The 18,228-nt window shown below is 73.3% G+C and carries 15 protein-coding genes and 1 pseudogene; 10 read left to right on the top strand and 6 right to left on the bottom strand.

Annotated elements, in window-relative coordinates:
* Nucleotides 1-400: 400 nt before the first annotated feature.
* The 3 genes from ACH4ZX_RS17820 to ACH4ZX_RS17810 all read right to left on the bottom strand — a co-directional run bounded on the left by ACH4ZX_RS17820 (nt 401) and on the right by ACH4ZX_RS17810 (nt 4,076).
* Nucleotides 401-1,372, bottom strand: coding sequence for an acyl-ACP desaturase (locus ACH4ZX_RS17820; protein WP_398273099.1), 972 nt, complete (start codon nt 1,370-1,372; stop codon nt 401-403).
* Between the two features lie 148 nt (nt 1,373-1,520).
* Nucleotides 1,521-2,297: a dimethylargininase gene (ddaH, locus tag ACH4ZX_RS17815; protein ID WP_398273097.1), complete on the bottom strand. Its 777-nt coding sequence runs from the start codon at nt 2,295-2,297 to the stop codon at nt 1,521-1,523.
* Nucleotides 2,298-2,387: 90 nt separating this feature from the next.
* Nucleotides 2,388-4,076, bottom strand: a complete 1,689-nt coding sequence (locus tag ACH4ZX_RS17810) for an ABC-F family ATP-binding cassette domain-containing protein (RefSeq protein WP_398273095.1) — start codon at nt 4,074-4,076, stop codon at nt 2,388-2,390.
* A 322-nt stretch (nt 4,077-4,398) separates the two neighbouring features.
* Here ACH4ZX_RS17810 and ACH4ZX_RS17805 point away from each other — a divergent pair, with 322 nt between their 5' ends.
* Together ACH4ZX_RS17805 and ACH4ZX_RS17800 are read left to right on the top strand one after the other, a co-directional pair.
* A complete protein-coding gene (locus ACH4ZX_RS17805; RefSeq protein ID WP_398273093.1) occupies nt 4,399-5,067 on the top strand; it encodes a GPP34 family phosphoprotein in 669 nt (222 codons plus the stop codon).
* A 356-nt stretch (nt 5,068-5,423) separates the two neighbouring features.
* A complete protein-coding gene (locus ACH4ZX_RS17800; RefSeq protein ID WP_398273245.1) occupies nt 5,424-6,206 on the top strand; it encodes an isocitrate lyase/phosphoenolpyruvate mutase family protein in 783 nt (260 codons plus the stop codon).
* Between the two features lie 37 nt (nt 6,207-6,243).
* On the opposite strand, the gene ACH4ZX_RS17795 is transcribed toward ACH4ZX_RS17800, so the two are convergent.
* Complete coding sequence (locus tag ACH4ZX_RS17795) at nt 6,244-6,660, bottom strand: SsgA family sporulation/cell division regulator (RefSeq protein WP_398273092.1); 417 nt, start codon at nt 6,658-6,660, stop codon at nt 6,244-6,246.
* A gap of 268 nt (nt 6,661-6,928) precedes the next feature.
* Here ACH4ZX_RS17795 and ACH4ZX_RS17790 point away from each other — a divergent pair, with 268 nt between their 5' ends.
* A complete protein-coding gene (locus tag ACH4ZX_RS17790) occupies nt 6,929-7,258 on the top strand; it encodes a plasmid stabilization protein (RefSeq protein ID WP_398273090.1) in 330 nt (109 codons plus the stop codon).
* A gap of 13 nt (nt 7,259-7,271) precedes the next feature.
* On the opposite strand, the gene ACH4ZX_RS17785 is transcribed toward ACH4ZX_RS17790, so the two are convergent.
* Complete coding sequence (locus ACH4ZX_RS17785) at nt 7,272-7,568, bottom strand: YciI family protein (RefSeq protein WP_398273088.1); 297 nt, start codon at nt 7,566-7,568, stop codon at nt 7,272-7,274.
* A gap of 48 nt (nt 7,569-7,616) precedes the next feature.
* Between ACH4ZX_RS17785 and ACH4ZX_RS17780 the strand changes: the two are divergent.
* Together ACH4ZX_RS17780 and mmpA are read left to right on the top strand one after the other, a co-directional pair.
* A pseudogene (locus ACH4ZX_RS17780) lies at nt 7,617-8,303 on the top strand (endonuclease V); the annotation flags it as partial.
* Nucleotides 8,304-8,889: 586 nt separating this feature from the next.
* Nucleotides 8,890-9,036 (top strand): morphogenic membrane protein MmpA, encoded by a 147-nt coding sequence (gene mmpA, locus ACH4ZX_RS17775; protein WP_398273086.1) that lies wholly within the window; start codon nt 8,890-8,892, stop codon nt 9,034-9,036.
* Nucleotides 9,037-9,550: 514 nt separating this feature from the next.
* On the opposite strand, the gene ACH4ZX_RS17770 is transcribed toward mmpA, so the two are convergent.
* On the bottom strand, nt 9,551-10,729 hold the full coding sequence (locus tag ACH4ZX_RS17770; protein WP_398273243.1) for a saccharopine dehydrogenase family protein: 1,179 nt from the start codon (nt 10,727-10,729) through the stop codon (nt 9,551-9,553).
* Nucleotides 10,730-10,949: 220 nt separating this feature from the next.
* On the opposite strand from ACH4ZX_RS17770, the gene ACH4ZX_RS17765 reads away from it, so the two are divergent.
* From ACH4ZX_RS17765 to ACH4ZX_RS17745, 5 genes are all read left to right on the top strand, one after another.
* On the top strand, nt 10,950-12,101 hold the full coding sequence (locus tag ACH4ZX_RS17765; protein WP_398273085.1) for a CaiB/BaiF CoA transferase family protein: 1,152 nt from the start codon (nt 10,950-10,952) through the stop codon (nt 12,099-12,101).
* Nucleotides 12,098-13,240: an acyl-CoA dehydrogenase family protein gene (locus tag ACH4ZX_RS17760; RefSeq protein WP_398273083.1), complete on the top strand. Its 1,143-nt coding sequence runs from the start codon at nt 12,098-12,100 to the stop codon at nt 13,238-13,240. Before ACH4ZX_RS17765 ends, ACH4ZX_RS17760 begins: the two co-directional genes overlap by 4 nt.
* A gap of 21 nt (nt 13,241-13,261) precedes the next feature.
* Nucleotides 13,262-14,476 (top strand): acetyl-CoA C-acetyltransferase, encoded by a 1,215-nt coding sequence (locus ACH4ZX_RS17755; RefSeq protein ID WP_398273082.1) that lies wholly within the window; start codon nt 13,262-13,264, stop codon nt 14,474-14,476.
* Between the two features lie 40 nt (nt 14,477-14,516).
* Nucleotides 14,517-16,712 carry a 3-hydroxyacyl-CoA dehydrogenase NAD-binding domain-containing protein gene (locus ACH4ZX_RS17750; RefSeq protein ID WP_398273080.1) on the top strand — a complete coding sequence of 732 codons (2,196 nt, stop codon included), beginning with the start codon at nt 14,517-14,519 and terminating at the stop codon, nt 16,710-16,712.
* A gap of 175 nt (nt 16,713-16,887) precedes the next feature.
* Nucleotides 16,888-18,222, top strand: coding sequence for a glycoside hydrolase domain-containing protein (locus ACH4ZX_RS17745; protein WP_398273078.1), 1,335 nt, complete (start codon nt 16,888-16,890; stop codon nt 18,220-18,222).
* Nucleotides 18,223-18,228: the final 6 nt, after the last annotated feature.

The raw sequence follows: 18,228 nt of genomic DNA, 5'->3' as shown, positions 1-18,228 counted from the left end.
CATCCCTGCGCCGGGGCTGGGGTGACCGACACGGCGTGTGTCCGGCGTACGGGTACCCGTCCCTGGCGGGGGCCATCGCTGCGCGGTCTGCGCGAGGTCGTGGGCGGGTGGCGTCCCGCGCTGGGGGCGCGGGGCTCCCGCACGGGTGGTGCCCGGTGCCGGGGCCGGGGCTTCCGGCATGGGGCGCCACTGCACTGGGGCCGGGGCTTCCGGCATGGGGCGCCACTGCACTGGGGCCGGGGCTTCCGGCATGGGGCGCCACTGCACTGGGACCGGGGCTTCCCGCACGGGGCACCCCTGCGCAGGGGGCTGGGGCGCCCCGTACGGGTGGTGCCCAGGCCGGGGCCCGGGCACCCCGCCCGAGTCGCCCCGTAGCCGGGGCGGCCCCGCGCGGTGGGGGTCAGGCGTTTGCGCGGGCCGCCATTCGGGCCTTGCGGGCGGCGAGCTTCTCGTCGAACTTCAGGGCTTCCGCGTCCAGGTCGCCCATGTACATGCCGAGCTCCTCCTGCGCCTGGCGTCCCTCGGGGCCGAGGCCGTCGATCTCCATGATCTTCAGGAACCGCAGCACGGGCTGGAGCACGTCGTCGTGGTGGATGCGCAGGTTGTAGACCTCGCCGATGGCCATCTGCGCGGCGGCCCGCTCGAAGCCGGGGATGCCGTGCCCGGGCATCCGGAAGTTCACGACGACGTCCCGCACGGCCTGCATCGTCAGGTCGGGGGCGAGCTCGAACGCGGCCTTCAGCAGGTTGCGGTAGAAGACCATGTGGAGGTTCTCGTCGGTCGCGATGCGGGCCAGCATCCGGTCGCAGACGGGGTCGCCGGACTGGTGGCCGGTGTTGCGGTGCGAGATGCGCGTCGCCAGCTCCTGGAAGGCCACGTAGGCGATCGAGTGCAGCATCGAGTGGCGGTTGTCCGACTCGAAGCCCTCGCTCATGTGGGACATCCGGAACTGCTCCAGCTTGTCCGGGTCCACCGCCCGCGAGGCGAGCAGGTAGTCCCGCATGACGATGCCGTGCCGGCCCTCCTCGGCGGTCCAGCGGTGCACCCAGGTGCCCCAGGCGCCGTCGCGGCCGAAGAGGGAGGCGATCTCGTGGTGGTAGCTGGGGAGGTTGTCCTCCGTCAGCAGATTGACGACCAGCGCGATGCGCCCGATCTCGGTGACCTTGGACTGCTCCTTGTCCCAGGCCTCGCCGTCCTCGAAGAGGCCGGGGAAGTTCCGGCCGTCCGACCACGGCACGTACTCGTGCGGCATCCAGTCCTTGGCGACCTTCAGATGCCGGTTCAGCTCCTGCTCGACCACTTCCTCCAGCGCTTGCAGCAGCCGGGTGTCGGTCCAGGCAGGGCTGCCGAGGTGAGGGGAAGTGATCGTCATGGAAACTCCAGGGGGATGTACGACGGGGGACGGACCGGCGAGCGGCGCGGGAACCTACGGAATCGTAGGCTACGAAGCCGTAGGTTACGAAACCGTAGGTTAAGCGCGCTGTAAAGAGCCCTGATCAGCCCCGTCGGGGCCTCACCCGTCAGGCGTACAGCTCCCTGAGCCGCACCGAGAGGCAGGTCACACAGCCCTCCAGTTTCTCGAACTCGCTGATGTCCACCGGCACCGGCTCGTGGCCGAGGTCGGTGAGCAGTTCCGCCGTCTTCGGCGCGCTCGCCGCCATCAGCAGCTTGCCGCCGCCCAGCAGCACGACGTGCGAGCCGGACTCCTCGGGCACCGACAGGAAGCGCGGGAACAGCGAGGGCCGGTCCACCTTCGGGATGTGCCCGATGACAGTCCCGTCCGGCAGCGCCGTCACCGCAGACTTCAGGTGCAGCACCTTGCTCACCGGCACGGCGACGACCCGCGCGCCGAGCGGCTCGACGGCGGCCCGCAGCTGCTGGACGCCGGCCGCGTTGGTACGCCCGCCCCGGCCGACGTAGATCGTGTCGCCGACCTTCAGCACGTCGCCGCCGTCCAGCGTGCCCGGGTCCCAGATCCAGTTCACCGAGCAGCCGAGGCGGGCCACGGCCTCCTCCACCCCGGCGGTCTCCGCGCGCCGGGACTCCGCGCCGGACCGCGCGATCAGGGCGACGTTCTTGTACATCACCACCGTGTCCTCGACGAACACCGAGTCGGGGCAGTCCTCGGCCGGGTCCACCTCGATCGTCTCCCAGCCGTGCTCGCGGAGCGCCGCCGCGTACTCCTCCCACTGCCGCACCGCGAGATCGACGTCGACCTTCTCCCGCTCGATGTGCGTCACCAGACCCTCGGCGAGGCGCGGGCCGGGTCGGCGGATGAGGGCCTTCTTGCTGGGCACGTCCGGGTCTCCGTGGTCGGCGGTGGATGGCGGTGGATGGCGGTCGGTGACGGTCGATGACGGTGTTCCCGATGCGACACCCGTTCGCCATCATGCAGCCCCGTCCGGCCAGGGCAAAACCCCCGTTGCCGGGTCGTGCCCCTCCCGGGACGCGCCGCCGAGGGCCTGCCCGAGCTGCTCGGGGCCGGTCTCCCGCAGTTCGCCGTCCAGCAGCAGCCAGCGGGTGACGCCGATCGACTCCAGGAACGGGAGGTCGTGGCTCGCGACGATCAGCGCCCCCTCGTACGACTCCAGGGCCGACGTCAGCTGCCGCACGCTCGCCAGGTCGAGGTTGTTCGTCGGCTCGTCCAGCATCAGCAGCTGCGGCGCCGGCTCGGCCAGCATCAGCGCCGCCAGGGTGGCCCGGAAGCGCTCGCCGCCGGAGAGCGTCGCCGCCTTGCGGTCGGCGCGCGCGCCCCGGAACAGGAAGCGGGCCAGGCGGGCGCGGATCCGGTTCCGGGTGGCGCCCGGCGCGAACCGGGCGACGTTCTCGGCGACCGACAGCTCGCCGTCGAGCACGTCGAGCCGTTGCGGCAGGAACCGCAGCGGCACATGCGCCCGTACCTCCCCGGACACCGGCCGCAGCTCCCCGGCGACCGTGCGCAGCAGCGTCGTCTTGCCCGCGCCGTTGCGCCCGATCAGCGCCACCCGCTCCGGGCCGCGCAGGTCGAGGCTGCCGGCCACGCACGCGCCGTGGGCGAGCCGCACGTCCCGCAGGGTGAGGACGCCGCGGCCCGGCGGAACGGCCGTGTACGGCAGGTCGACGCGGATCTCCTCGTCGTCCCGCACGGCCTCCACCGCGTCGTCCAGCCGCTCCCTGGCCTCGGCCAGCCTCTCCTCGTGCAGGATGCGGTGCTTGCCGGCGGACTCCTGCGCCGCGCGTTTGCGTGCGCCCATGACGATCTTCGGCTCGCGCTTGTTGTCCCACATCTTCTGGCCGTACCGCTTGCGGCGGGCCAGCTTGAGCCGGGCGTCGGCCAGTTCGCGTTTCTGCTTGCGGACGTCGGCCTCGGCGGCGCGCACCATGCGCTCGGCCGCCTCCTGTTCGGCGGCGAGCGCATCCTCGTAGGCGGAGAAGTTGCCGCCGTACCGAGTGATCTCCCCGGCGTGCAGGTCGGCGATCTGATCGACCAGGTCCAGCAGTTCGCGGTCGTGGCTGACCACGATCAGCACACCGGGCCAGGACCGGACGGCCGCGTACAGCCGCCGGCGCGCGTACAGGTCCAGGTTGTTCGTCGGTTCGTCCAGCAGCAGCACGTCCGGCCGGCGCAGCAACAGCGCCGCCAGCCGCAGCAGCACCGACTCTCCGCCCGACACCTCCCCGACCGTGCGGTCCAACTCGATGTGTCCGAGACCGAGTTCGCCGAGCGTGGCGAGCGCGCGCTCCTCCACGTCCCAGTCGTCGCCGAGCGTCTCGAAGTGCTCCTCGGCCGTGTCGCCCGCCTCGATGGCGTGCAGCGCGGCGCGCCGCGCGGCGATGCCGAGGGCCTCGTCGACGCGCAGCCGGGTGTCGAGCGTGACGTTCTGCGGGAGGTGGCCGACCTCGCCCGTCACCCGCACGGCGCCTTCGGCCGGGGTGAGCTGCCCGGCGATCAGCTTCAACAGAGTGGACTTTCCGGAGCCGTTGACGCCGACGAGCCCGGTGCGGCCGGGGCCGAACGCGACATCGAGGCCGTCGAAGACGGGGGTGCCGTCGGGCCAGGTGAAGGACAGGGACGTACAGGTGACGGAAGCAGACATACGGGCCTCGCGGTTGCGTGATGCGGTGAGGGGCAGACGCGTATCGAGACACCGACGACCGACGGCGGGAGGGGAGCGCACCGGGGCACAGGAAAGGCCCTGCTCCGTCAGGACGGCTCATCGCCGAGGTCGCACGCTGCGCACACACCTCAGGTGTGTGACGCGGTGTCCCGGGACCTCAGACGAGCAACGTCCTTCTCCGATCGACGACAACAGAACCGTCATGCACGGTATGAGCGGGCCTCGGACGCTGTCAAAGCAATTTCGCGGCCCCCGCACCGCACCCGGCCCCAACCCGACCCCACCGCGCCAAGGAGACCCCGTGCCCCACGGTTCGCTCACGCTGCCCGCCCGGCTCCACCTGCTGGCCTGGGACACCGCCACCGGCGAGGTGGCCGGCACCGCCCCGCTGGTCCGGGCGGGCGCCCTCACCGAACTGGCCCAGCGTGGCCTGCTGCTCGACGACGACGGCATCGCCACCCCGGCCGACATGGACGCCCTCACCGACGACCCCGTCCTCGACGGGCTGCTGGAACTGGTCCGGGAGTCCCGCCCGCACCGGTGGCGCGACTGGGTGACGCTGCACGCGCGCGTGACCGCGGACGCCGTACGGCAGCAGCTGACCGCCGACGGGTACCTGGCGGCGGAACGCAGACGGGTGCTCGGCGTCTTCCCGGCCGCCGACCACGTCCTGCGGCGCGCCGACGTCGTACGGGCCCTGCAGGAGGAGGCCCGCCGGACTCTCGCGGGGCCGCTCACGGCGGTGTCCGCGCAGGAGGCGGCCGCCACCGCCCTCGCGGCCGCGGCCGACCTGCCCACGCTGGCGGCCGCGGCCGACCTGCCCACGCTGGCGGCCCCGGCCGACGGGGACGGGCGCGTGGAGAGCTACGAGGGGCGCGTCGAGGAGCTGGTGGAGCGCAGCGGCGCGGCGGGGATCGTGCGGGAGCTGTGCGCGGCGCTGCGCGCCGCGGCCGTCGCGGCGGGGCACTGACGGGCCCACGCACCCGTCGGATTCCCGTCGGCCGCCGCCGTGACGCGGCTGGTTGGATGGGACGCATGACGAACGACGCACCCCTGCGCGACCGCGCCCTCGCCTTCCGCGCCCTGCACGTCCCGGGCAGGCCGCTAGGGCCTGCCCGGCGGATCATGCCGGAGACGCGGGGTCTGGCACGCCCGTCTGCGGCGTTGTCGTCGGTCCCCGACTCCCCCACGCTCGGCTGCGCTCGCGCGGGGGGACCCCCATCGCGTCGACTCCCTCCTCCGCCTTGCATCTGGACGCACCAGACCCCGCTCACGTGGGCTGCAGGGCGCCGCCGGTTTCCTCCGACTTGATCCGCCGGACAGGCCCTGGTCCTGCCCAACGCCTGGGACGCCGCGAGCGCCGTCCTCGCACAGGACGCGGGCGCCGCCGCGGTCGCGACCACGAGCGCCGGAATCGCCTGGGCCCTCGGCGCGCCGGACGGCGACCGGCTGGACCGGGCGCCGGCCCTGGAAGCGGTCCGGCGCATCACCGCGGTCGTCGGCGTGCCGGTCAGCGCGGACATCGAGAGCGGCTACGTCGAGAACGCCGCCGCGGTCGCCGACACCGTCCGCGCGGTGCTCGCGGCGGGCGCGGTCGGCGTGAACATCGAGGACGCGCGGCGGGAGAACGGGGCGGCGGGGTCGCTGCGTGACGTCGGCGAGCAGGCCGAGCGGATCGCCGCCGCGCGCGAGGCGGCCGACGCCGAAGGGACCCCGCTGTTCGTCAAGCCCGGATCGACACCTTCCTGCGGGGCGCCGGGGGGGCTGGACGTGACCCTGGAGCGGGCCGCCGCCTTCCGCGCCGCGGGTGCCGACGGCATCTTCGTCCCCGGGGTCGTCGACCCGGAGACGGTCGGGCTGCTCGCCGACGGCGTCGACGGGCCGCTGAACGTGACGGCGGACCCCGGCGCACCCCCGGTCGCCGAGCTGGCCGCGCTGGGCGTCGCCCGCGTGAGCGCCGGTTCGTCCATCGCCCAGGCCGCGTACGCGCTGGCCCGCCGCGCCGCACGCGAGCTGCTGGGCGCGGGGACGTACGGGTCGCTGGCGGACGGGATGGACTACGGCGAGCTCAACTCGCTGCTGGCGGCGGCGCCGCCGCTGGAGGCATAGCGTCGGTACACGGCACGGCGCGTCAGCGGGCGGCGCGTCAGTAGGCGTCGCGTATCAGCTCGGCCAGGTCGTGGTCGAGGTCCAGCTGCAGGTGCTCCAGGCCCACCGGCACCAGCTCGCCGGTGGCCCGCAGGAAGCGGCGCACGTCGGCCGAGTGCACGTGCACCACGGCGGTGCCCTCGGGGGCGCGGAACTCCAGGACGGTGCGGTCGAACCCGTACGGGCGCACCCGCACGTCGCCCTGTCCCTCCGGGCCATCGAGGCCGGCCGTGAGGAGTTCCCGCGAGAAGGTCCAGCAGACCTCCACGCCCTCCAGGGTGGCCGGGGCCGGGAAGGTCATGCAGACCGCGAACGGGTCGCCGCGGTCGTACCGCAGCACGGCGGGGATGCTCGGCATACGCGGCGCCGCGGCGACGAGGCGGGCCTCCACGGGCTGCTCGATGACGGTGGTCAACGCCTTGCTCCCTTGTGACGGCGGAACGAACTTCGGCGGGCGGATGAGGCCGGGCACTGAGAGAGACGACGGAATCGTCCATTCAGTACGCACGCAAAGTTAGTGACCTCTGTCACCGCCTTCATGCACGGACGTGACCCGGCCCACCTTCCCGGCGCCGGCGTGCGAACGCGCTCCTCGAGGCCGGTGGAGTGAGGGCGCCCTCGGACGTGAGGCATCGGCCGTGACGTGGGTACCCGGTCGCTCCCGGCGAAAGGAGTGACCCGACATGCCGAGCGGTTCGAGTCCCAAGCGGGAACGCCAGTACGAGCACATCAAGAAGAGCGCCGAGGACCGCGGCGAGAGCACCGGGTGCGCCAAGGAGATCGCGGCCCGGACGGTCAACAAGGAACGGGCGCGCTCCGGCGAGTCCAAGACGGCCGGCCGCACCTCGACCCAGGACATGTCGTCCGGTCGGCGGGGCGGCCGGCGGTCGGGCAAGGGATCGCAGGGGCCGACCTACGACCAGTTGTACGAGGAGGCCAAGCGCCGAGGCGTCCATGGCCGTTCCGACATGAACAAGAGCCAGCTGCAGCGCGCCCTCGAAGACAGGGGCTGACCGGCGGTCCGGCTCAGACGGGCGGCTGCCGGTACTGCTCCAGCGCCGGCGCCGTCCGGGCGGCGACGAACTCGGTGATGCGGTACTCGCACACCCCGGCGGTGACGAAGGGGTCACCCGCGGCGATCTCCTCGGCGTGCGCGCGGTCGTCGGCGACGGCGAGGATCACGCCGCCCTCGCGAGGCTTCTTGACGCCCGCGGCGAGGAAGACGCCCTTCGCGAAGTGCACGTCCAGCCAAGCCCGGTGCGCTTCCAGCTCCGCGTCGACGGCCTCGAGCGGGGCGGTGTAGATCAGCTCCATCACGAACATGATCAGGAGCCTACGCGCTCCGGTGCGCCGGCCCGTAGGCTCGGGCGCATCATGACGGTGAGCATCCCCGCGGGCTGGCCCGCGACAGAGGCGCAGGCGCGTGCGGTCCAGGACGAGCTGCGGGCCCGGGTGGTCCTCGGCGAGCCCGGCCCCCCGCCCGGAACGGGCCTGGTCACCGGCGTCGACGTGGCCTACGACGACGAACGGGACGTCGTCGCGGCGGCGGCCGTCGCCCTGGACGCGGCGACCCTGGAGGTCGTCGCCGAGGCCACGGCCGTGGGGCGGATCTCCTTCCCGTACGTCCCCGGCCTGCTCGCCTTCCGCGAGATCCCCACGGTCCTCGCCGCCCTCGATGCCCTGCCCCGCGAGCCGGGCCTGGTCGTCTGCGACGGCTACGGCCTCGCCCACCCGCGCCGCTTCGGCCTCGCCAGCCACCTCGGCGTCCTGACGGGTCTGCCCACCATCGGCGTCGCCAAGAACCCGTTCGCCTTCACCTACGACGACCCGGGCGCGCGGCGCGGAGACGCCTCCCCGCTGCTCGACGGCAACGAGGAGGTCGGCCGTGCCCTGCGCACCCGGGACGCCGTAAAGCCGGTCTTCGTCTCCGTCGGCCACCGCACGAGCCTGGACAACGCCTGCGCCCACACCCTGGCCCTGACCCCGCGCTACCGCCTGCCGGAGACGACCCGCAGGGCGGACGCACTGTGCCGGCAGGCGCTGCGGGAGGCCGCGCCGCCGGAACCGCCGGTCACCGACCGTGCGGCGGCGGACCCGGCCCGGTCGTGGGGGCGCACCCTGTTCGAGCGCCGGCCCGACCCGGTGTCCTGGGCGGGCCGGGTGCTCGATGCGGCGGCGCGCGGGACGGGCCCGGCGCCGGGGGTGGCGGCCGCCCTGGAGCTCGCCCGTGACCGGGACCGGTGGAGCCGGGGACGCGAGGTGTTCGAGCTGGTCCACGGGGGCATGGCCGCGGCAGGCGAGCGGCTCACCGACGAGCAGCGCGTCCTGTCCCGCCTCGCGGAGCTGGTCGCCGAGGTCGCTCACAACGTGGCCGGGCCCCCTCCGTACTTCGACCACCACGCGGGATGGCAGATAGGCCCCCTCGCCTGGCGGCTCGCCTCCGCCACGGACGACCCGGCCGTACGGGCCCGGATCGCGGACGCGCTCGGCGAGACGCCACCTGCCTGAGTGCAGAGTGCCGCGTGCCGTGGCTGAGTACCGCGTGCCGCGGCTGAGTACCGCGTGCCGTGGCTGAGTACCGCGTGCCGGGTCTGAGTAGCCGTACGGATGTGGCGCGGCCGGCCCGGGCGGCAGGCTGTGCGGCATGACCACGCACCGCGCCCCCGAGCCCCTGTCCGACCCCGGCCGCCCCGTCGAGCGTGCCGTGACGGCAGCCCTGATCCTCGCCGTGCCGGCGGGACTGGGCTGGATATGCGGGATGGTCTACACCGTCGCGGGCTGGTCCCTGTAGCGGCCCGCCACTCCCGGCGGCCCGACGAAGACGGCTCCCCGGTATTCCCGGCCGGCTCCCGGGCTCGCCGCCCGTGGAAGCCACCGGCTCGCGGACGCCGGTGGCTCACCGGTCTGCAGCCGCCGGAAGCTCACGGGCTCGCAGCGGCGCGGGCTTACTGGCCTGGGGCGGAGGGTTCTTACCGGCCTGCAGCCGCCGGTGGCCCGCCGTCGTCGGAAGCCCATCGGCTCGCAGCCGCCAGTGGCTTACCGACTTGGAGCCGCCGGTGGCTCACCAGTCCGCAGCCCCGGAAGCTCTCGGCTCGCCGTGACCGGCTCGCGAGCTCGCTGTGACCGGCTCTCGGCTCGCCGTGACCGGCTCGCGAGCTCGCCGTGACCGGCTCGCGAGCTCGCCGTGACCGGCTCGCGAGCTCGCCGCCCCTGGAAGCTCACCGATTGCAGCCGCCGGTGGCCGGCCGCCCCGGAGGCTCACCGGCCGCCACCCCCCGAACCTCACCGGTCCCGCAGCCGGAGGCTCACCGGCTGGCCGCCACCCGGAAGACGATTCCCGCCTTGCGCAGCCGCTCGGTGAGGGCGTCGCCCATGGCGACCGCCGTGGTGACCTGGCCGGCCGTCGCCGGGAGGTCGTCGAGGGCCAGCGACAGCGCCGACTCGGCGAACATCTTGGCCGTCTCGTCGTACCCGGGGTCGCCGCCCGAGACCTCCGTGAACACGCGTCGGCCGCCGCCCTCGCCGACGAACCGGACGCGGAACCAGCTCGTGGCCCGCTTCTGCTCGCTCGGTCCGTCACCGGGCTTGAGCCGGTCCGACAGCCGGCGCCGGACGGGCGGCAGCTGGGCCGCCGCGACGAGCCCGCCCACGGCCGCCACTCCGCCCAGCGCCACGGGAAGCCGCCGTACGGCCGCGTAGTGCCGGTAGCGGAAGTCGGGGCCGTAGCGCTCCAGGGCGCGCGCGGACCGGCGGATGATCTGCGGGTCGATGGTCGGCAGCGGCAGCGCCCACGCGCCGACCTCCTTGGCGAACCGCGGGGCGCCCGGCGACGTGATCGCCCGGCGGCCCACCAGACGGGGCTCGTGGTGCCGGCGGTCGCGTTCGGCGGCCAGCATCGGCCGCACCCGCGCGAACTGGTTGAGCGCCGAGGCGAACGTGCCGCCCGAGAAGGCGGCGTCCGCGGTCACGAACCCCTCGACGGACAGCGGCACGCCCTCCGGCAGCTGCCGGACGGTGAAATACACGCCGAGATCGTGCGGCACCGAGTCGAACCCGCAGGCGTGCAGCAGCCGCGCGCCGGTCTCCCGGGCGCGTGCGTCGTGGCGCACGTAGACCCGGTCCACGAACTCGGGCTCGCCGGTGAGGTCGAGACAGTCCGTTCCGGCGTCGGCGCACGCGGCGACGAGTTCCTCCCCGTACGTCACGTACGGTCCCACGGTGGTCGCCACCACCCGCGCCTGCCCGGCGAGCGCGCGCAGCGAGGCCGGGTCGGACACGTCCGCCCGCAGCACGCCGATCGGGTTCCCCGTCGGCAGCCGGTCCCGCAGCCGCCGCAGTTTGAGGTCGCTGCGGCCGGCGATGGCCCAGCGCAGCCCGTCCGGGGCGTGCGCGGCCAGGTACTCCGCGGTGAGCGCCCCGACGAAACCCGTGGCTCCGAAGAGCACGATGTCGTACGGGCGGTCGGTCCGGTCCGCCCGGTTCAGCCTGTTCATGACACCCCTCGGGTCCGCAGTGCGCGCCGTCGTCGGCCGCTGAGGCTAGCGTGAGCGGTAGGGACCTGGCGAGTAATTGTCTAAGCGCTTGCTCGTCCAGGTCTTGTGCGGAGTGCGGCGCGTTCATAGCATCACCGGTGTTACATCGTTTGTGTCACACAGTCCGGGGCCGCGGTACGGCGGCCGCCGGAGTCACAGCGCAGGGGGCCGGATGACAGCGGCAGGAACGCCCGGGCGGGGCCCGCTCACCGGCGTGCGCGTCGTGGAGCTGGCCGGCATCGGGCCCGGCCCGTTCGCCGCCATGCTGCTGGCCGACCTCGGCGCCGACGTCGTCCGGGTGGACCGCCCCGGCGGCGCCGCGCTCGGCATCGACCCGGCCCGCGACGTGACCAACCGCAACAAGCGCTCGGTGATCGTCGACCTGAAGTCCGCGGACGGCGCCGCCCGCGTCCTCGACCTCGCCGCCCGCGCCGACATCCTGATCGAGGGCTTCCGGCCCGGCGTCGCCGAACGCCTCGGCGTCGGCCCCGACGCCTGCCACGCCCGCAACCCGGAACTGGTCTACGGCCGTATGACCGGCTGGGGCCAGGACGGGCCGCTCGCCGACCTCGCGGGGCACGACATCGCCTACATCGCCGTCACCGGCGCCCTCGGCCTGACCGGCGCCCCCGACGCGCCCCCGGCCGCCCCCGCCAACCTGCTCGGCGACTACGCGGGCGGCTCGCTCTACCTCGTCGTCGGCGTCCTCGCCGCGCTGCACCACGCCCGCGCGACGGGCACCGGCCAGGTCGTCGACGCCGCCATCGTCGACGGCACCTCCCATCTCTCCGCGATGATCCACGGCATGCTCGCCGCGGGCGCCTGGCAGGACCGGCGCGGCGCCAACCTCCTCGACGGCGGCTGCCCCTACTACGGCACCTACGAGACGGCCGACGGGAAGTACATGGCGGTCGGCGCCCTGGAACCGCAGTTCTACGAGCGTTTCACGACCCTCCTCGGCCTGCCGGACCAGGCGGACGCCCGTACCGACGTCACGCGCTGGGACGAACTGCGCGAGGCGGTCGCCGCCCGCTTCAGGTCCCGCACCCGGGACGAGTGGACGGACCTTTTCGACGGCACCGACGCGTGCGTCGCCCCGGTGCTGTCCCTGACCGAGGCCCCGCACCACCCCCACCTGGCCGCCCGCGGCACCTTCACCGACCACGGCGGCATCACCCAGCCCGCACCCGCGCCCCGGTTCTCCGCGACCCCCGCCTCCGTCCGCCGCGGACCCGCGCGGCCCGGCGCCGACACCGCCGACGTGGCACGCGACTGGGACGTACCCGACCTGGCGTCCGACCACCCGACGAAGGACCTCGCATGAAGCGGCAGATCTTCGCCCCCGAGCACGACGCGTTCCGCGAGACCGTGCGCGCCTTCCTCGCCAGGGAGGTGCTGCCGCACTACGAACAGTGGGAGAAGGACGGCATCGTCTCCCGCGACGCCTGGCTGGCGGCCGGCAAACAGGGACTGCTCGGGCTCGCCGTCCCCGAGGAGTACGGCGGCGGTGGCACCCCCGACTTCCGCTACAGCGCCGTCCTGGCCGAGGAGTTCACCCGCGCCGGCACCCCCGGACTCGCCCTGGGCCTGCACAACGACATCATCGGCCCCTACCTGACCGGCCTGGCCACCGAGGAGCAGAAGCGCCGCTGGCTGCCCGGCTTCTGCGACGGCTCGCTGATCACCGCCATCGCCATGACCGAGCCCGGCGCCGGGTCCGACCTGCAGGGCATCAGGACCCACGCCGAGGACCGCGGCGACCACTGGCTGCTCAACGGCTCCAAGACCTTCATCTCCAACGGCATCCTCGCCGACCTGGTGATCGTCGTCGCCCGCACGACCCCCGAGGGCGGCGCGCACGGACTGTCGCTGCTGGTCGTCGAGCGCGGCACGGACGGCTTCGAACGCGGCCGCAACCTCGACAAGATCGGCCAGAAGGCGCAGGACACGGCCGAGCTGTTCTTCCGCGACGTGCGGGTGCCCAAGGAGAACCTGCTCGGCGAACTCAACGGCGCCTTCGGGCACCTGATGACGAACCTCGCCCAGGAGCGGCTGTCCATCGCCGTCGCCGCGATCGCCGCCGCCGAGCACCTGCTGGAGATCACCGTCCGGTACGTCAAGGAGCGCGAGGCCTTCGGCCGGCCGCTGGCCGCCAAGCAGCACATACGCTTCGAGACCGCCGAGATGGCCACCGAGTGCGCCGTCACCCGCGCGTTCCTCGACCGCTGCATCGAGGAGCACACCGACGGCGGACTCGACGCCGTGCACGCCTCCATGGCCAAGTGGTGGGCCACCGAGCTGCAGAAGCGCGTCGCCGACCGCTGCCTGCAACTGCACGGCGGCTACGGCTACATGACCGAATACCCGGTCGCCAGGGCCTTCACCGACGGCCGCATCCAGACCATCTACGGCGGGACCACCGAGATCATGAAAGAGATCATCGGCCGTTCCCTGCTCGCCTGACCCTCACCGAAAGGCTTTCCCGTGAGCACCGAAGCGTACGTGTACGACGCGATCCGCACCCCGCGCGGCCGCGGCAAGGCGAACGGCGCCCTGCACGGCACCAAGCCCGTCGACCTGGTCGTCGGGCTCATCCACGAGATCCGCGACCGGTTCCCCGGCCTCGACCCGGCGGCGATCGACGACATCGTCCTCGGCGTGGTCAGCCCGCTCGGCGACCAGGGCTCCGTGCTCCCGCGGATCGCCGCCATCGCCGCGGGACTGCCGGACACCGTCGCCGGCGTACAGGAGAACCGCTTCTGCGCGTCCGGTCTGGAGGCGGTCAACATGGCCGCGGCCAAGGTCCGTTCCGGCTTCGAGGACCTCGTCCTCGCGGGCGGCGTCGAGTCCATGTCCCGGGTGCCGATGGGCTCCGACGGCGGCGCCTGGTTCAACGACCCGATGACCAACATCGCCACCGACTTCGTGCCGCAGGGCATCGGCGCCGACCTGATCGCCACCATCGAGGGCTTCACCCGCCGGGACGTCGACGAGTACGCGGCGCTGTCGCAGGAGCGGGCGGCCACGGCGTGGAAGGAGGGCCGCTTCGACCGGTCCGTCGTCCCGGTGAAGGACCGCAGCGGCCTGGTCGTCCTCGACCACGACGAGCACCCGCGCCCCGGCACCACCGCCGACTCCCTGGCCGGGCTCAAGCCGTCCTTCGCGGACATCGGCGAGCTCGGCGGCTTCGACGCCGTCGCGCTGCAGAAGTACCACTGGGTCGAGAAGATCGATCACGTCCACCACGCGGGCAACTCCTCCGGCATCGTCGACGGCGCCTCGCTGGTCGCGATCGGCTCCAAGGAGGTGGGGGAGCGCTACGGCCTCACCCCGCGCGCGCGGATCGTGTCCGCCGCCGTCTCCGGCTCCGAGCCCACCATCATGCTCACCGGCCCGGCGCCCGCCACCCGCAAGGCCCTCGCCAAGGCCGGGCTGACCATCGACGACATCGACCTCGTCGAGATCAACGAGGCCTTCGCCGCGGTCGTCCTGCGCTTCGTCAAGGACATGGGCCTGTCCCTGGACAAGGTCAACGTCAACGGCGGCGCGATCGCGCTCGGCCACCCCCTCGGCGCGACCGGCGCGATGATCCTCGGCACGCTCGTCGACGAACTGGAGCGCCAGGACAAGCGCTACGGCCTCGCCACGCTGTGCGTGGGCGGCGGCATGGGCATCGCGACGATCGTCGAGCGCATCTGAATCCCAGCGACCCGCACGCGACTTCTACGGAGACCCCCTCATGACCGAGAGCACCACCATCCGCTGGGAACAGGACGACACCGGCGTCGTCACCCTCGTCCTGGACGACCCGAACCAGTCCGCGAACACCATGAACCAGGCGTTCCGCGACTCCCTCGCCGCGGTCACCGACCGCCTGGAGGCGGAGCAGGACGCCATCCGCGGCGTGATCGTCACCTCCGCCAAGAAGACCTTCTTCGCGGGCGGCGACCTGCGCGACCTCATCCGGGTCACCCCGGACACCGCGCAGCAGCTGTTCGACGGCGGCATGGCCATCAAGCGCAACCTGCGCCGCATCGAGACCCTCGGCAAGCCGGTCGTCGCGGCGATCAACGGCGCGGCCCTGGGCGGCGGCTACGAGATCGCCCTGGCCTGCCACCACCGCGTCGCCCTCGACGCCCCCGGCTCGAAGATCGGCCTGCCCGAGGTCACCCTCGGCCTGCTCCCCGGCGGCGGTGGCGTGGTCCGCACCGTACGCCTGCTCGGCATCGCCGACGCGCTGCTGAAGGTGCTGCTCCAGGGCACCCAGTACGACCCGCGGCGCGCGCTGGACAACGGCCTGGTCGACGAGGTCGCCGCCACCCCGGACGAACTCCTCGCCAAGGCCCGCGCGTTCATCGACGCCCACCCCGAGTCGCAGCAGCCCTGGGACCGGCCCGGCTACCGCATCCCCGGCGGCACGCCCGCCAACCCCAAGTTCGCCGCCAACCTGCCCGCCTTCCCGGCCAGCCTGCGCAAGCAGACGGCCGGCGCCCCCTACCCGGCGCCGCGCAACATCCTCGCCGCGGCGGTCGAGGGCTCCCAGGTCGACTTCGAGACCGCCCAGGCCGTCGAGGCCCGCTACTTCGTGGAGCTGGCCGCCGGGCAGACCTCGAAGAACATGATCCAGGCGTTCTTCTTCGACCTCCAGGCCGTCAACTCCGGCGCCAACCGCCCGAAGGGCGTCGAGCCCCGGCATGTCCGCAAGGTCGCCGTGCTCGGCGCGGGCATGATGGGCGCGGGCATCGCCTACTCGTGCGCCCGCGCGGGCATCGAGGTCGTCCTGAAGGACGTGTCCGCGGAGGCGGCCGCCAAGGGCAAGGGCTACTCCGAGAAGCTCTGCGCCAAGGCCGTCTCCCGCGGCCGTACCACCCAGCAGAAGGCGGACGCGCTGCTGGCCCGCATCACGCCCACGGCCGACCCGCAGGACCTGGCCGGCTGCGACGCGGTCATCGAGGCCGTCTTCGAGGACCCGGCGCTCAAGCACAAGGTGTTCCAGGAGATCCAGCACATCGTCGAGCCGGACGCGCTGCTGTGCTCCAACACCTCCACCCTGCCGATCACCGCGCTCGCCGAAGGCGTCGAACGGCAGGCCGACTTCATCGGACTGCACTTCTTCTCGCCCGTCGACAAGATGCCCCTGGTCGAGATCATCAAGGGCCAGCGCACCGGCGAGGAGGCGCTGGCGCGCGCCTTCGACCTGGTCCGGCAGATCAAGAAGACGCCGATCGTGGTCAACGACTCCCGCGGCTTCTTCACCTCACGGGTCATCGGCCACTTCATCAACGAGGGCGTCGCCATGGTCGGCGAGGGCATCGAGCCCGCGTCGGTCGAGCAGGCGGCGGCGCAGGCCGGCTACCCCGCGAAGGTGCTGTCGCTGATGGACGACCTGACGCTCACCCTCCCGCGCAAGATCCGCAACGAGTCCAAGCGGGCCGTCGAGGAGGCGGGCGGCACCTGGCCCACGCACCCCGCCGAGGCCGTCATCGACCGCATGGTCGACGAGTTCGGCCGCACCGGCCGCAGCGGCGGCGCCGGCTTCTACGAGTACGCGGAGGACGGCAAGCGCCTGCGCCTGTGGCCGGGCCTGCGCGAACACTTCACCAAGTCCGGTCACGAGATCCCCTTCCAGGACATGCAGGAACGCATGCTGTTCTCCGAGGCGCTGGACACCGTCCGGCTCCTGGAGGAGGGCGTCCTGACCTCCGTCGCCGACGCCAACATCGGCTCGATCTTCGGCATCGGCTTCCCCGGCTGGACCGGCGGCGTGCTGCAGTACATCAACGGCTACGACGGCGGCGCCGGGGCAGGTGTCGGCCTGCCCGGCTTCGTCGCCCGCGCGCGTGAACTCGCCGAGCGGTACGGCGACCGGTTCACCCCGCCGGCGCTGCTGGTCGAGAAGGCGGAGAAGGGGGAGACCTTCACCGACGCGCGCTGACCGGCGGCCCGCGGACACCGCGGCCGTCCCACGCCCCCGCCCCCGCCCGCCCGGATCTCCGGTGCGGCGCGGGCGGGGGCGTGCGCCGGGCAGGGCCGGTCGGCCCCTGGCGAAGCGCGGGCGGCGCGCCCACCCTGAGGATGCGGGAGCCCGTCGAATCCGCCAGGGGGGCGTCATGTCGCAGCCGAAGCCAGTCCTGAGGAGACTCCTCACCGTCTCGTCCGCCTGGGTCCTCGGCGGCACCGCCGTCCTGGTCTTCGGGCCGCCCGCGGCCGCCGAACCGGCCACCTCCGTCGCCTATCCGCCGGGCTCCACCGCGACCCGCTACTCCGGCCTCGCCTTCGACGCCTGCACCGCCCCGCCGCTGACGACGCTCCAGGCCTGGAGCACCTCCCCGTACCGCGCCCTCGGCGTCTACGTCTCGGGCGTCAACCGCACCTGCGCGCAGCCGGAGCTGACCTCGTCCTGGGTGGCCTCCGCGGCCCGGCTGAAGTGGCGGCTGCTGCCCGTCCACAAGGGCCTGCAGCCGCCCTGCGGCGCCCGCCCCACCGACGACAAGATCAGCACCACCCCGGCGACGGCCCGCGGCCAGGGCACCGCCGCCGCCAAGGAGGCCGTCACCGCCGCCAAGGCGCTCGGCATGCTGCCCGGCAGCGCGCTGTACAACGACATCGAGCACTACAGCCAGACCGACACCGCCTGCCGCACCGCCGTCCTGTCCTACCTCTCCTCCTGGACCAGGGAACTGCACCGCGTCGGATACGTCTCCGGCGTCTACATGAACCTCAACCTGGGCGCCCGGCAGCTCGCCGACGCGTACACCTCCACCGCGTACGCGCGGCCGGATGCCCTGTGGATCGCCCGCTACGACGGCGTCGACTCCCTCAAGGGCTGGTCCGGCGTCGCCGACGCCAAATGGGCCGTGCACCAGCGCGCCAAGCAGTTCCGCGGCGACCACGACGAGACGTACGGCGGTGTCACCCTGAACATCGACACCGACCGCCTCGACGCGCCCGTCGCCACGGTCGCCCTGCCCTACCAGGTCACCGGCACCACCCCGCTCAACGCCCGCACCGGCCCCGCGACCAGCTACCCGGTCGCCGCGACGTACGCGCCGGGCTCCACCCTGAAGGTGGTCTGCCAGGCACCCGGCACCAAGGTGGGCACCACGTCCGTCTGGGACCGGCTGACCAACGGCGCCTACGTCTCCGACCGCTACGTCAGCACCCCCTCCGGCACCGGCTACAGCTCGCCGCTGCCGCGCTGCGCCTACCCGTACCAGGTCACGGCCCCGGCCGGACTGACCGAACGCAGCGGCCCCGGCACCGGCTACGCGGCCGTCGGCACCTCACCGGGCGGCGCCCTGGCCTGGGTCACCTGCCGGCGCACCGGGTCGACCGTCGGCACCACGAACATCTGGGACCGCCTGGACAATGGCCACTACGTCTCCGACCACTACCTGGCCACCCCCAGCACCATGACCTACGGCAGACCCGTTCCGCGCTGCTGAGCGCCG

This window comes from Streptomyces sp. NPDC020490 (genome assembly GCF_044335305.1).
Taxonomy (GTDB): Bacteria; Actinomycetota; Actinomycetes; order Streptomycetales; family Streptomycetaceae; genus Streptomyces.
This window is presented reverse-complemented; position numbering and strand designations above follow the sequence as displayed.

Bases quoted from the DNA above. Each gene is read 5' to 3' on its own strand.
- ACH4ZX_RS17820 (WP_398273099.1), bottom strand. From the start codon at position 1,372: ATGACGATCACTTCCCCTCACCTCGGCAGCCCTGCCTGGACCGACACC.
- ACH4ZX_RS17810 (WP_398273095.1), bottom strand. From the start codon at position 4,076: ATGTCTGCTTCCGTCACCTGTACGTCCCTGTCCTTCACCTGGCCCGAC.
- ACH4ZX_RS17790 (WP_398273090.1), top strand. From the start codon at position 6,929: ATGCCGAGCGGTTCGAGTCCCAAGCGGGAACGCCAGTACGAGCACATC.
- ACH4ZX_RS17785 (WP_398273088.1), bottom strand. From the start codon at position 7,568: ATGTTCGTGATGGAGCTGATCTACACCGCCCCGCTCGAGGCCGTCGAC.
- mmpA (WP_398273086.1), top strand. From the start codon at position 8,890: ATGACCACGCACCGCGCCCCCGAGCCCCTGTCCGACCCCGGCCGCCCC.
- ACH4ZX_RS17765 (WP_398273085.1), top strand. From the start codon at position 10,950: ATGACAGCGGCAGGAACGCCCGGGCGGGGCCCGCTCACCGGCGTGCGC.
- ACH4ZX_RS17760 (WP_398273083.1), top strand. From the start codon at position 12,098: ATGAAGCGGCAGATCTTCGCCCCCGAGCACGACGCGTTCCGCGAGACC.
- ACH4ZX_RS17750 (WP_398273080.1), top strand. From the start codon at position 14,517: ATGACCGAGAGCACCACCATCCGCTGGGAACAGGACGACACCGGCGTC.
- ACH4ZX_RS17745 (WP_398273078.1), top strand. From the start codon at position 16,888: ATGTCGCAGCCGAAGCCAGTCCTGAGGAGACTCCTCACCGTCTCGTCC.